Annotated in this window: 12 protein-coding genes; 6 read left to right on the forward strand and 6 right to left on the reverse strand. The window is 70.4% G+C overall.

Annotated features, from left to right (window positions below; translation table 11 throughout):
* Window positions 1–18 precede the first annotated feature (18 nt).
* Together dhaK and AB0M63_RS42300 are read right to left on the reverse strand one after the other, a co-directional pair.
* Window positions 19–1011 (reverse strand): dihydroxyacetone kinase subunit DhaK, encoded by a 993-nt coding sequence (gene dhaK / locus AB0M63_RS42295; RefSeq protein WP_355902756.1) that lies wholly within the window; start codon window positions 1009–1011, stop codon window positions 19–21.
* A gap of 337 nt (window positions 1012–1348) precedes the next feature.
* Window positions 1349–1756: an MMPL family transporter gene (locus AB0M63_RS42300; protein WP_366023148.1), complete on the reverse strand. Its 408-nt coding sequence runs from the start codon at window positions 1754–1756 to the stop codon at window positions 1349–1351.
* A 190-nt stretch (window positions 1757–1946) separates the two neighbouring features.
* Between AB0M63_RS42300 and AB0M63_RS42305 the strand changes: the two genes are divergently transcribed.
* Entirely contained in the window at window positions 1947–2627 is a 681-nt protein-coding gene (locus AB0M63_RS42305) for a TetR/AcrR family transcriptional regulator (protein ID WP_355902752.1), read from the forward strand.
* A gap of 105 nt (window positions 2628–2732) precedes the next feature.
* Window positions 2733–5144 (forward strand): SpoIIE family protein phosphatase, encoded by a 2412-nt coding sequence (locus AB0M63_RS42310; protein ID WP_366023149.1) that lies wholly within the window; start codon window positions 2733–2735, stop codon window positions 5142–5144.
* A 51-nt stretch (window positions 5145–5195) separates the two neighbouring features.
* Here the strand turns inward: AB0M63_RS42310 and AB0M63_RS42315 are convergent, their stop codons facing one another.
* Entirely contained in the window at window positions 5196–5807 is a 612-nt protein-coding gene (locus AB0M63_RS42315; RefSeq protein WP_355902749.1) for a TetR family transcriptional regulator, read from the reverse strand.
* A 120-nt stretch (window positions 5808–5927) separates the two neighbouring features.
* Here AB0M63_RS42315 and AB0M63_RS42320 point away from each other — a divergent pair, with 120 nt between their 5' ends.
* Entirely contained in the window at window positions 5928–6698 is a 771-nt protein-coding gene (locus AB0M63_RS42320; RefSeq protein WP_366023150.1) for an SDR family oxidoreductase, read from the forward strand.
* Between the two features lie 24 nt (window positions 6699–6722).
* A complete protein-coding gene (locus tag AB0M63_RS42325) occupies window positions 6723–7094 on the forward strand; it encodes a hypothetical protein (protein WP_355902745.1) in 372 nt (123 codons plus the stop codon).
* Window positions 7095–7154: 60 nt separating this feature from the next.
* Here the strand turns inward: AB0M63_RS42325 and AB0M63_RS42330 are convergent, their stop codons facing one another.
* Entirely contained in the window at window positions 7155–8708 is a 1554-nt protein-coding gene (locus AB0M63_RS42330) for a sigma-70 family RNA polymerase sigma factor (protein WP_366023151.1), read from the reverse strand.
* A gap of 166 nt (window positions 8709–8874) precedes the next feature.
* Between AB0M63_RS42330 and AB0M63_RS42335 the strand changes: the two genes are divergently transcribed.
* Complete coding sequence (locus AB0M63_RS42335; protein ID WP_366023152.1) at window positions 8875–10365, forward strand: alginate lyase family protein; 1491 nt, start codon at window positions 8875–8877, stop codon at window positions 10363–10365.
* A 109-nt stretch (window positions 10366–10474) separates the two neighbouring features.
* Here AB0M63_RS42335 and AB0M63_RS42340 read toward each other — a convergent pair whose 3' ends face one another.
* Both AB0M63_RS42340 and AB0M63_RS42345 read right to left on the reverse strand, forming a co-directional pair.
* Complete coding sequence (locus AB0M63_RS42340) at window positions 10475–11611, reverse strand: MFS transporter (RefSeq protein ID WP_366023153.1); 1137 nt, start codon at window positions 11609–11611, stop codon at window positions 10475–10477.
* A gap of 26 nt (window positions 11612–11637) precedes the next feature.
* A complete protein-coding gene (locus tag AB0M63_RS42345; RefSeq protein WP_366023154.1) occupies window positions 11638–12252 on the reverse strand; it encodes an XRE family transcriptional regulator in 615 nt (204 codons plus the stop codon).
* Here AB0M63_RS42345 and AB0M63_RS42350 point away from each other — a divergent pair.
* A complete protein-coding gene (locus tag AB0M63_RS42350) occupies window positions 12251–12772 on the forward strand; it encodes an N-acetyltransferase family protein (RefSeq protein ID WP_366023155.1) in 522 nt (173 codons plus the stop codon). The two genes, AB0M63_RS42345 and AB0M63_RS42350, sit on opposite strands and share 2 nt — an antisense overlap.
* Window positions 12773–12837: the final 65 nt, after the last annotated feature.

Raw genomic sequence — 12837 nt, forward strand, 5'->3', positions numbered from 1 at the left:
ACCGATCGCGCCGGCGTGTCACACGCCCCAGCGCAGTCCCGGCGTCTTCACCGGCGCGTCCCACAGCCGTAGCAACTCCTCGTCGATCTGGCAGAGGGTGACCGAGGCACCGGCCATGTCGAGGGACGTGACGTAGTTGCCGACCAGTGTGCGGGCGACGGCGACCCCGCGCTCGGCGAGCACACGCTGCACCTCGGCGTTGAAGCCGTACAGCTCAAGGAGGGGGGTCGCGCCCATGCCGTTCACCAGGACCAGGACCGGGTTGCGCGGCGGCATGTCCTCCAGGATCGCGTGGACGGCGAAGTCGGCGATCTCGCCGGAGGTCATCATCGGCCGCCGCTCCCGGCCCGGCTCGCCGTGGATACCTACGCCCAACTCCAGCTCGCCCGACGGCAGATCGAAGGTCGGGCTGCCCTTGGCGGGCGTGGTGCAGGCGCTGGTCGCGACGCCGAAGCTGCGCGAGTTCTCGTTGACCTGCCGGGCGACGGCCGCCACCCGGTCCAACGGCTGCCCCTCGGCCGCGGCGGCACCGGCGATCTTCTCGACGAACAGCGTGGCGCCCGTCCCGCGCCGCCCCGCGGTGTAGAGGCTGTCGGTGACGGCCACATCATCATTGACCAGCACCTTGGCCGTCTGGATACCCTCGTCCTCGGCCAGCTCGGCCGCCATGTCGAAGTTGAGCACGTCGCCGGTGTAGTTCTTCACGATGAACAGCACTCCGGCCCCGCTGTCCACGGCCGCCGCCGCCCGCACCATCTGATCGGGCACCGGCGACGTGAACACCTCCCCAGGACAGGCCGCAGACAACATCCCCGGCCCGACAAACCCACCGTGCAACGGCTCATGCCCCGACCCCCCACCGGAAACCAGCGCCACCTGCCCGGCCACGGGGGCGTCCCGCCGTACGATCACCCGGTTCTCGACGTCCACGGTCAACTCGGGGTGGGCGGCCGCCATACCTCGCAGTGCGTCCGCGACCACGGTCTCCGCGACGTTGATCAACATCTTCATGGGTACCTCCGGCAAGGCTAGTAGACATGTCTCTGACCTGGTTCCTTGCTGGTCAGAGCAGGTTTCGTCAGATATGGATCTCGGCGGTTCACGGCGGTCGGAAGCGGGTTCTGGCGGGGCTGGAGCTGAGTCGATGCTGACTTCGGTGACGGGGTGTCAGGTCTCTGGAGTTGGTCGGTCGAGAGTCGGTGGGAATGCCTCTGTGGAAAGTATCGACCTTGCGGGAGTGAAGGTCACGGGCTCGGACGTTCGTGGGTGGAGGGTGCCCGAGTGGTTCCCGCTGTGAACCTGGCCTCCGGCAACCGCTGCCGGTGAGACGCCGTACCGTCATGAGATCTCAACTCGCGCTCATGCTCGCCGCGTTCGGCTGGTCGGCTGTCCGGCCAGGGCGGGGGCCGAAGCCGAGGACCTTCAGTGACGTGATGCCGGAGAAGACGATTGCGCCCATGCTGATCGCGACGACGAGCGCCGACGCGGTGACCAGACGGCCGGTGTGGGCGACGCCGAAGACGCCGGCCGCGCGGTTGTCGCCGTGCGCCGTGTGGTGCTCCTTCACCCGCGACAGCAGCAGGAGTTCGTAGTCGACGGAGAGCCCGAAGGCGATGCAGAACAGCAGCGGAGGCATGCTCGTCTCCAGGGCGCCGGTCGGAGTCAGTCGCCCACCAGCCAGGCTCAGCAGTCCGACCAGGATCGCCCTGACGGGGAGCAGCAGCGACCTTCCTGGGACAGCGGCTGACGCAGTCATCGTTGGCCGGCCTTCTGCCTGATCGGTGCATGAGCCCAGCGACCGTTGGGTGAAGCGGCCTGCGCGTACTCGCTGCTGATGATCACCAGTGGGATGTCGCGACCTGCATTGCGTGCGCGAGGCGCCTGGTCGACCGTAACGGTCTTCCTGTTGTCGATCTCAGCGTCGGCACCGCCTAGGGTGATGCACTATGGCGAGACCACCAGGACACGGGCCGGACTACGAGACCAGGCGTCAGGACATCATCGACAGGGCCGCCGCCCTGTTCGCCCGGAAGGGCTACGCCGCGACCGGCATCGCCGAGGTGGGTACCGCCGTCGGATTGGCCAAGGGCGCGCTGTACTACTACATCGGCTCGAAAGGGAATCTGCTCGTCGAGATCCAGGACCGGGTGATGGGGCCACTGCTGGCCAGCGCCCTCCGGATTACGGCCGTGGACGAGGATCCCGTGCTGCGCCTTCGTATGGTGTCGCAGACGCTGGTGGAGAACATCATGGCCCGCCTCGACCACGTCTGGGTGTACGAGCACGACTACCGGAGCCTGGACGGGGAGAACCTGCGCCGGTTGCTGCGTCAGCGGCGGGAGTTCGAGGACATCGTCGAGGGGCTGCTCCTCCAGGCGATGGAGGACGGTTCGTTCCGCAGGATCGAGCCGAGACTGGCCACCTTGCAGTTCCTCAACCTGCACAACCACACCTACCAGTGGGTGAAGCTCGACGGCGAGTGGAATGCGGACTTCCTCGCTCAGCAGTATTGCGAAACCCTTTTCCGGGGCTTCGCTGCTCCCGGTCGTCAGTTCGACGACATCGAGGACCGCATGCGCGCTTACCTCGCCAAGAGGGAGACTGCCTCTCCGGCACCGCTCACCTGACCGGGGAAGCCGAAGCAGTGCTCGGGTAACAGGCGCGGGAGGAGCACATGCCACGGCGATTGTCCGGGACTAACGTTGACGTCAGTGAAGCTGATGGAGACCACGTTGCCTGGACCGCAGAGGCTGCTCCTGACCCTGAAGTCGGTGAGGGCTGGGCTCGATGGCGTCGCAGGGCTGGTGCACGACCGCGTTCCCGGTGCCGGACGGCTGCGCCTGGTCGTGGCCGAAGGGCTCACATCGGAGACCGTCGAAGCGTGGCGGGACCTTGCGGAGGACGGGGACACGGCACCGGCCCGTGCGGTACGTGAAGGCCGATTCGTATGGGTGGGCGCGGAGAGCACGCCGGGCCAGGCCTCCGGCTCCGCGTCGATGCCCTTGATGGGTGTCGATGGACCGATCGGCGCACTCACCCTACTTACGGCAATCCCGCCCAGCGCAGAGCAGCGGTCGTTTCTCGCCGGCACGGCGACGTGGCTCACCGGATTCCTCGAAGGAGCCGACGCGGAAGGGTCGAATGCGGCGCCGGAGACGGCCCACGACACGCTGCGTACTCTGCGCGAGCCGTTCCTGACCGTGGACGACGGCTGGCGGATCACCTACCTCAACGAGGAAGCCGAGCGGTTGTTGGGCCTCGGCCGGGAATGGCTCGGCAGTGTGCTGTGGGACTCACCCGCGGGTGGCGTGCCCGGTTTGGAGGACCGGTGCCGCCGGGCGTTCACCGAAGGCACGCCGGCCGCCTTCACCGGGCACTGGTCGGCCGATCGCCCTCTCCTGCTGGTGCGGTGCGTGCCCTCCCGGGCCGGTGGGTCGGCCCTCTCCTTCACCGATGTGATCGACCTGGAGGAGAGGGGCCCCGAGACCGGCGCCGACGAGCGGCCGGTGGCGATGTGGACCGCCCGGATGGACCGGCTGACCGCAGCGCTGTCCGAGGCCGTCACGTCGAAGGACATCGTGCGAACCGTCGCGGACCACCTCCTTCCCGCGTTCCACGCCGACGGGATGGGGATCGAAGTGCTTGAGGGCGGCCGACTCCAGGTGGTCGGCGAGGTCGGATACCCGGAGGACTATCTGCGGCGTGTCTCATCGGTACAGGCACAGGACCTGGGCGAGATCGCTCAAGCGCTCCGTACGGGCACTCCTCGTTTCATCGAGTCCGGTGCCGGGTTCACCGACCTGAGCCCGGAGTACCAGGCCTTCCTGGACATGTCGCCCATGAAGGCCTGGGCGTTCCTGCCCCTCGCCACCTCCGGGCGGGTCATCGGCATCTGCATCATCACCTATCGCCGGCCACACGTCTTCGACGACGACGAGCGCGCTCTGATGGCCGCCAGCAGCGGAGTGGTCGCCCAGGCGCTGGAGCGGGCACGGCTGTACGACGTGGAGCACGCCCGAGCGCAGGGGCTCCAGCGTGCGCTGCTGCCCAAGTCGCTGCCTGATCTGCCCGCCGTACAGGCGGCCGCCCGCTATCTGCCGGTGGGCGTGGACGAAGAGGTCGGCGGCGACTGGTACGACGTGATCCCGCTGTCCGCCGACCGGGTCGCGATGGTCGTCGGTGACGTGATGGGGCACGGCATCGAAGAAGCCGCCACCATGGGGCGGTTGCGCACGGCCGTCCGTACCCTCGCGGAACTGGAGATGCCCGCGGCGGAGCTCTTCGGCCGTCTCAATGAGCTGGTCGTCGACCTGGGCGAGGACTTCTTCGTCACCTGCCTGTACGCCGTCTTCGACCCGGTCGCCCAGACCTGCACCATCTGCTCGGCCGGTCACCCCGCGCCTGTCGTCGTACGTCCCGACGGCACGGTCGACCAGCCTCCCCTCGACCCCGATCCACCACTGGGCGTGGCAGTGCCACCGTTCACCACCTACGAACTGGGCCTGCCGGGCGAGCATGTACTGGTGTTCTTCACCGACGGCCTCGTCGAAGCGGCCGCCCGTGACATGGAGCAGGGGCAGACCGTGCTCCAGCGCACGCTCGGTGAGGAAATGGCCAGGCACGGCCTCGGGCTTCCCGGGCACGGGTCCGAAGCCGCCGGCTTTCTCGACGGCCTCTGCGACAGCGTCGTCTCCGCTCTGGTGCCCGACGGCGAGCGCACCACCGACGACGCGGCGCTGCTCGTCGCCCTCACCCGCTGCACCGCTCCCGACGAGGTCGTCTCGTTCGATCTGCCGGAGGCTCCTCAGGCGGCCGGCCAGGCCCGGCGGCATGTGCGCGACCAACTGGCCGGCTGGGGACTGGAGGAGCTGACCATGTCCACCGAGCTTCTGGTCAGCGAACTCGTCGGCAACGTCGTCCGGCACGCGAAGGGGCCCATACGCCTCCGCCTGCTCCGCAGCCGGTCACTGATCTGCGAGGTCTACGACGGCAGCCTCAGCACTCCGCGCATCCAGCGTGCGGAGTACACCGACGAAGACGGCCGGGGCCTGTACCTGGTGTCCGAACTCTGTCGGCGCTGGGGCGCCCGCTATCTCGCCGAGGGCAAGTGCATCTGGGCCGAGCAGGACATCCCGCCCGCCTGAGGAAGGGAACCAGGGCCCGATCGCTGTGGCATCCGGTGCGAACCGGCGCGTTCACTCCTCGCGCAGTGCCGCGAACGCCGCGTCCAGCATTTCGTCGAGGTCCGCGCGGCCGTCCGACCTGGTCCATTGGGAGACCGCGATGTTCATGCACTCGACCGCGGCGGCGGCGCGGACCAGAGCGTGCAGCGGGGGTGCCTCGGACGCGGAGCCACCCGCCCGTTCGGCCAGGGCCCGGGCCAGTGCGTCGCGCCAGGCGACCTGCTTCTCGCGGCGGCCGGCGGACAGCGCGGGGGTGCTCTCGACCAGGCGGGCCAGGGGAAGAAACTCCTGCTGGGCGCGGCGGAAGGGGTCGAGGGTGGTGGACATCGCGTGCCGCAGGGCGGTCCAGTCGTCCTGGTCGACGGGGCAGTCCAGCAGGGCCTGGGAGGCCAGCGCGTCCTGCTTGTCGAAGGCGCTGAGGATCGCCTCCTCCTTGGTGGCGAAGTAGCGCAGGAAGGTACTGCGCGAGACTCCGGCCGCCGCGGACACCTCGTTGACGGTGACCCGGTCGAAGCCCTCGCGCCGGAACAGTTCGAACGCCACCTCGGCGAGCCGGGCCCGTACGGCGGCCCGCGCGATGTCCCGCGTGCTGGTCAACCCCGTGATCGCCGTGTTCTCACTCATCCGGCAATCGTACCCACACCCATACCCAGAAGCGAACCACGCGTGCACTTGCGAAGCGATGCCTCATGGATGAGACTCAGTTCCATCAATGTGTACGTGCTTCATGAGAAGGAGTGGGTCATGAGGGGACTGCAGGGCAAGCGCATCGTCGTCGCGGGTGGAGCCACCGGCATCGGGGCGGCCGGCGTGGAGCGGCTGGTCGAGGAGGGCGCCTCGGTCGTCGTCGGTGACATCAACATCGCGGGCGCGGAGGCCACCGCCAAGCGGGCGACGGAGAAGGGCGGCGTGGCGGTCCCGGTCGCCTTCGACCTCTCCGACGAGGGGTCCATCCAAGCGCTGATAGACCGGGCGGCGTCCGAACTCGGCGGTATCGACGGCCTGTTCAACGTCGGCGCCGATGTCTCCGACGCCAACCTCGGCCGCGACCTCGACCTGCTGGAGATGGACCTGGGGGTGTGGGAGCGCACGCTGGGCGTGAACCTGATCGGTTACGCCCTCGCCGCCAAGGCGGCGATCCCGCACATGCTGGAGGCGGGCGGCGGCGCGGTCGTCAACACCTCCTCGGGCGCGGGCTGGAGCGGTGCGCGGGTGCGGCCCGCCTACTCGGCGTCCAAGGCCGGGGTGAACGCGCTGACCCGGCACATCGCCACCCGCTGGGGCAAGGAGGGCATCCGCTGCAACGGACTCGCCCCCGGCCTGGTCATGGGCGAGACCCAGATCCGGCAGGCCGACAAGGAGATGCAGGCCCAGGCCATCGCCGCCGCCCTCAGCCCGCGCCTGGGCAAGACCTCCGACGTCGCCGGCATCGCGGCCTTCCTCTTCTCCGACGACGGCGAGTGGATCAACGGCCAGGTCTGGTCGATCTGCGGCGGCATGCACCTACGCGGCTGAACCGTTCAGAGAAAGAGGATCCCCATGAAATCCCTGCTCTCCTGGACGGTCCTGACCGTTCTGTTCCTGGCCGGGCTCTCCGCCACACTGGCACCCGGCGCCGTGCTCGGCGACCTCGAAGGCACGCAGAGGACCGCGGCCACCATCGGCGCGGGCGTTCTCTCCCTCGTGGCGGGAGTCACCCTCTTCCGGCGCGAACCCCTCAAGTCGTTCCTCGGCTCGCGCCCGGTGCTGTGGTTCCTGTTCTTGTTCAACCTCACCGTGGCCGCGATCGCCCCCTTCGCCATCGGCGGGGGCGCGGGGATCGGCATGGCGATCGGCATGGGGCTGGTCTCGCTGGGCGCGGGCACCGGTCTGCTCCAGGGGAGCGGGAAACGGCGCACCAGGCGGGCCTGACGGCCACGCAGAGTTCGACCGCGGGGCCGGAGCGGTCCGGCCCCGCATCCCTCTGCTCCGTCAGACCCACGGCGTGGTGACGACGAAGGAACGACTGGCCCGGTACGCGGCCGTGTTCTCGGCGGGGTCGAGCCAGAGTTGACGGTTGTCGCGGTGGCGTAGATAGCGGCCGGGGTAGTTGTACGACTCCAGGGCGACCGACCCCGCGGTGGAGCCGGGGCGGGCGCAGAAGGTCGCGTCCTTCTGGAAGATGGCCGATCCGTCGTTCGCGGCCAGCCGGATACGGAAGGCGTAGTGCCGTACGTACCTGCCCTCGGCGTCGCGGAGCGAGTAGCAGTCGGGGTCGGCGAGACCGCGCACGAACGTCAGCGTGGCCGTCTCCCTGGTGGTCGCGGTGCTGTTGGCACCGACCGGAGTGAGCACGCCCAGGCCGCCGGACAGGGCCACGTAGTCACCGGGGTCGTCGACGGACCGTAGCGCGTGTCGGCCTGAAAGCCTCGCGGAGGCGGTCGGGGACGGCGTCGCGGTCGGGCTCGATGACGGGGAAGCGCTCGGAGTCGGCGAGTGGGAAGAGACCGCGGGCGCGGGCGCGGCCCCGGCGGCAGGGTGCCGTGTCGGCTGGTGCGGCGACGAGGTGGCGTACCAGGCCACTCCCGCGGCCGTGAGGGCCACGGCGCCGGCGGTCGTCGTCGCCACCACCGGCTTCGCGGCCAACCTGCCGAACAGCCGCGCCACGCGCCCAGCACCGCCCGTCGTATGGACACCCGTACTCGCGGCCGCCGTTCCTCCCGCCGTCGAGCCCCCGGCGAAGACCTTGCCCAGCACCAGTCCGGCCAGCCCGATCGGCAAGGGGACCAGCGCGAGACCGGCCAACAGGCCCTCCGCAGGCACCAGATCGGACGCGCTGAACAGGCACTGCGGACAGTCACGGACATGGCGGGCCAGCCGCTTGCGCCACAGTGCGGACGGCCGCCCGTCCCAGGAGGTGAGCGCGGTGGTCAGTTCCGCGCAGCGCGGGGAGGCGGTCACGGCCCGTACGACGGAGCGCGCGGTCTCCAGCCGTTCCTTGACCCGTTGGACCCGCACCGCGGCATGCTGCGGGGTGAGGTCGCAGGCCGCCGCCAGCTCGCCGCGGGTCAGTTCACCGGCGGCCTCCATCCACCACAGCGCGAGCACCTCGCGCTCCTCGCTCTCCAGCCAGCGGGTCGCCTCCACCGCCTCGCGCCGCTGCCCCGACAGCGCCAGCCGCAGGATCGCCAGATCCGCGAAGTCGGCCTGAGGATCGGCCTCTTGGGGAGAGTCCTCCAGTGGATCCGCGATCGGCCGGGTCCGACCGCTGCGCCACCGGTCACGGATCTGGCGCACGGTGATGGCGATCAGCCAGGACCGGAAACGGTCCGGTCGCTCCAGCCCGTGCAGACCGTCCAGCACCCGCAGCATCGTCTCCTGGACCACGTCGTCGACATCGCTGTGCCCGTCCAGTGCGCGACCGACGATGTTGTAGACCAGCGGGAGACACTCCCGTACGAGCCGCTCCGAAGCCTGCGGGTCTCCGGCCCGCGCCGCCACGACGACGGTGACGTCCGGCCGTTCCTGCACGTCCTGCGTGCGCACCCGTCCCACCCTTGTTCCGTCGATGTGTCGAGAGTGGACAGTGTGCCAGGAGTGGCAGCGCGTGTAGAAAACGGTTCCATTCCCTGGGGCGTTTTTTGTTATGCGCGGTCCGCTCGCACGTCTCCCTCTCCGTACGACCGGAATCGACAGGAGCCAGGAGCCACCCGTGCGAGTGCGAGTGCCAGTGAGCCAGGACGACAGCCGACCGACGATGAGCAGGCGCGGCGTGCTGAGGATGGGGGCCGCCGCCGCGGTGGCCGGTACCGCGACGGCCGCCATGGGGGCCGCCCCCGCCGAAGCGAGCGGCGGCTTCGCGCATCCCGGAATGCTGCACAACCAGGCCGACTTCGAGCGGATGGCGGCCGCGGTGAAGGCGGGCAGGGCGCCGTACAAGGCGGGTTACGCGGTGCTGGCGGCCAACTCCCACGCGCAGAGCACCTGGAAGGCCAACCCGCTGGCGAAGGTGGTGCGCGGCGGCGACGGCACGAACGTCGGCACGCTGTACCACGACGTCCACGCCGCCTACCAGAACGCCCTGCGCTGGAAGGTCACCGGCGACAGCGCCCACGCGGATGCCGCCCGCGACATCCTCAACGCCTGGTCCGCCGTGCTCACTTCGGTCGACGGCAACGCCGACCGGTTCATCGCGGCCGGCCTGCACGGCTACCAGTTCGCCAACGCCGCCGAGATCATGCGCGGTTACCCGGGCTTCGAACTCGCCCGTTTCCAGAAGATGTTGGTCGACGTCTTCTGCAAGGAGAGCAGCGACTTCCTCGCCCATCACAACGGCGCCTTCATCACCAACTACTGGGGCAGCTGGGACCTGTTGAGCATCGCGTGCGTCCTCGCCACCGGCATCCTCTGCGACGACCAGGACAAGGTCGACGAGGCCGTCACCTACTTCAAGACCGGCAAGGGCAACGGCTCCATCAAGAACCTCATCACGCACATCCACCCGGGCGGCCTCGGACAGTGGGTGGAGGTCGGCCGCGACCAGGGACACGCCACCCTGGGCGTCGGACTGGCCGGCGCCATCGCCGAGATGGCCTGGAACCAGGGCATCGACCTGTACGGCTACGACGACAACCGTCTGCTGAAGGGCTTCGAGTACGTCGCCAAGTGGAACCTGGGCCAGGACGTGCCCTACACCTCCTGGACCTGGAAGTACGGCGCGCCGGGCATCTGGGGCGGCTCGCAGACCCTGACCGCCCCGTCGACGGCCTCCCGCGGAGACCTCCGCCCGATCTGGGAGTCGATCTACAACCACTACGTCAACCGCCGTGGCCTCGACGCCCCGTACGTCACCGCGTTCGCCGAGAAGGTGCGCCCCGAGGGCGGCGGCGGCAACTACGGCGAAGGCGGCGGCTACGACCAACTCGGCTTCGGCACCCTGGCGTTCACCCGGCCGAAGGTGATCGTCTCCGCCGCCGCGCCGGCCCCCGCGCAGAGCACGGCGACCGGTGCTGGAGGTAAGACGACGGCCACCCGGGAAGCCACCCCGGCGGGCGCCGAGGACACCCGGGCACAGGGCGGCAGCGGACAGGACCTGGCCGCCTCGGGCGCGGGCGGGGTCGCGGCCGTGGCCGCCACCGGTGTCCTGGCCATCGCGGGCGGCCTCATCGCCCTGCGCCGCAGAAACGCGCGCGACAACGGCTGACCCGGGCCCGGCTGCCATGGGGTGGGACGGAAGGCGCGCCCCAGGTGGGGAAAGCCCCGCCGTCCGGTGCCGGAGGTGACGGAGGTCGCCTCCGAGACCGGCGTGCCGCTCAGCGAGTCTCCTGGCCGCCGGTGCGGCCGAGGGCGGCGGCGATCAATAGTGCGGTCAGGGAGGTCAGGGCGGTGCCCTGCCAGCCGAGGGCGTTGAGCAGCGGTGCGGCGAGGGCCGTGCCGACGGCGCCGATCGCGAAGTAGCACACGAGATAGACGCTGCTGAGGCTGCCTGAGCGGTGCGGGTCGAGGGCGATGACGCGGCTCTGGTTCGCCGCCTGGGCGGCGAAGCAGCCGGCGTCGAAGAGGGCGAGTCCGAGGGCGGTGACCGGCGGGGTGTTCAGGCCGGCGCCGAGCAGGGCGGCGCCGGACGCCGCGGTCAGCATGGCGGCGGTGATCACGGCGCGGGAGCCGTACCGGTCGGTGAGACGGCCGGTGAGGGGGAGTACGGCGAAGCCGAGGAGTCCGGCAAGGCTGTACAGGCCGATGGCGGCCGGGGCGAGGGAGTGGGGCGGTCGGGCCAGGGCGAGGACGAGGGCTACCCAGGTGAGGTTGAAGGCGAAGTACCACAGCCCGCCGGTGGCCACCGCGCGGCGCAGGCGCGGGTGGTGGCGCAGCAGCGGGGGCAGTGCGGCGAGGGTGGCGCGGTAGCCGCGGCCGGAGTGCGGGCGCTGCCGGGGCAGGAACGCGGCGGCGGCGAGCGCGCCGAGCAGGGCGAGGGCGGCGAAGACGAGGAGCATCCGCCGCCAGCCGAGGAGTTCGGTGAGCGCGCCGCCCGCCAGCCGGCTGAGCAGGATACCGGCCGACAGACCGGCGGCCACGGTGGCGACTCCCCGTCCGCCGCGCCCCGGTGCGGCATGACGGCCGGCGATGCTGCCGGCCTGGGCCGCGACACTGGCGGCGGCACCTATGACCAGGTAGGCGGCCAGAAGCACGCCCGCGTCGGGCGCGGCTGCGGCGAGGGCGAGACCGGCGGCCAGAGCGGTCAGTTGGGCCGTGACCAGACGGTTCGGGGCGAGGTGGTCGGCGAGCGGGAGCAGCAGGGCGAAGCCGGTCATGCAGCCGGTGAGCGCGGCGGTCGGCACGAGGTCGATCAGCGGGAGCGGTGCGTGCAGGTCGGCCGCGACGGCGGCGAGCGCGGGCTGGACGGCGTAGTTGTTCGCTATCGCGGTTCCGGCTATGGCGGCCAGGAGCACTGTGCCGCCTCGGGGGAGGGGACGGGTCACGGCTGTGCGGCGCGGGTGAGGATGACGGCGTAACGGCAGTCCGCGCCGGTGGTGTTGGCGAAGACGCGTGGGCTGGGATCGCCGAGTTCGACGGTGTCGCCCGCGTCGAGTTCATGGACCGTGTCGCCGTCGTGGAAGGTCAGATGGCCGTCGAGGACCCAGACGGCCTGTCGTACGAAGGCGAACGCCGCTGCCGGATAAGGCACTTGGGCTCCAGCCGGCAAGTGGATCTCGGCGATCTCCACGGGGAACCGGGCGCCGGTGATCTGGCGGCGCCGGTAGCCGGTGTCTGGGTCGCGCCACTCGACCGCGTCGGCCAGGCGGCGCACGCCCGCGAAGGCGCCCGCGTCGTCCTGCGCTCCTTCGGCCGTTCCGTCGGTCGCTCCTTCTGCGAGGGCGAGCAGGGAGGAGACGCTGAGCTGGAAGGCGGCGGACAGTTTGCCCAGGACGACGGCGGTGGGGCTGCTCTCGCCACGCTCGATCCTGCTGATCATGGCCGGGGAGACACCGGAGGCGTCCGCGAGCTGGGCCAGCGTCCACCGACGGCGTTCCCGCTCGGCGCGGACACGGTCGGCGATCTGCCGCACCACGGGATCTACTATGTTGGACATGAATCCACTATACGAGAGAGGCGGGGCGGTGACGGTACGCCCGGCGCACCCCGGAGACGCGGAGGCTGTGCGCGCCATCCGCAACCACGCGATAGAACACTCGACGGCCCTCTGGACGCGGACTCCGCAGTCCCAGCGGGAGGGAGTCGCTTGGCTTCGCGCCCACGTGGAGCGCGGTTCGGCGTTTGTGGTCGAGGTGGAAGGTGCGGAGGTGGCCGGGTTCGCGGTCTATGCGCCATGGCGGGATCTGGACGGCTTCCGGCACACGGTGGAGGACTCCGTGTACGTCCGCGAGGGCCGGCACGGTCTCGGCATCGGCTCCGCGCTGTTGGCCGCCCTCATCGACTCGGCGCGAGGCGCGGGCCACCATGCCGTGATCGCCGACATCGAAGCGGGCAACACCGGATCCATCCGGCTGCACGAACGGTTCGGGTTCCACCATGTCGGCACGGTGCCGGAGGCGGGCACCAAGTTCGGCCGTTGGCTCGACCTTACGATCATGCGGTTGCCGTTGACCTGAGTCGCGCGGGCGTCGGGCGCGAGGCCGTCCCGCCCTCCTCTGCCGACTTCGACACCGGTCAAGGG

Origin of the sequence: Streptomyces sp. NPDC051576 (genome assembly GCF_040681835.1) — a bacterium.
GTDB lineage: Bacteria > Actinomycetota > Actinomycetes > Streptomycetales > Streptomycetaceae > Streptomyces.

Coding starts and splice junctions, on each gene's coding strand:
- AB0M63_RS42325 (WP_355902745.1), top strand. CDS start 6,723: ATGAAATCCCTGCTCTCCTGGACGGTCCTGACCGTTCTGTTCCTGGCC.
- AB0M63_RS42305 (WP_355902752.1), top strand. CDS start 1,947: ATGGCGAGACCACCAGGACACGGGCCGGACTACGAGACCAGGCGTCAG.
- AB0M63_RS42300 (WP_366023148.1), bottom strand. CDS start 1,756: ATGACTGCGTCAGCCGCTGTCCCAGGAAGGTCGCTGCTGCTCCCCGTC.
- dhaK (WP_355902756.1), bottom strand. CDS start 1,011: ATGAAGATGTTGATCAACGTCGCGGAGACCGTGGTCGCGGACGCACTG.
- AB0M63_RS42345 (WP_366023154.1), bottom strand. CDS start 12,252: ATGTCCAACATAGTAGATCCCGTGGTGCGGCAGATCGCCGACCGTGTC.
- AB0M63_RS42320 (WP_366023150.1), top strand. CDS start 5,928: ATGAGGGGACTGCAGGGCAAGCGCATCGTCGTCGCGGGTGGAGCCACC.
- AB0M63_RS42315 (WP_355902749.1), bottom strand. CDS start 5,807: ATGAGTGAGAACACGGCGATCACGGGGTTGACCAGCACGCGGGACATC.
- AB0M63_RS42350 (WP_366023155.1), top strand. CDS start 12,251: ATGAATCCACTATACGAGAGAGGCGGGGCGGTGACGGTACGCCCGGCG.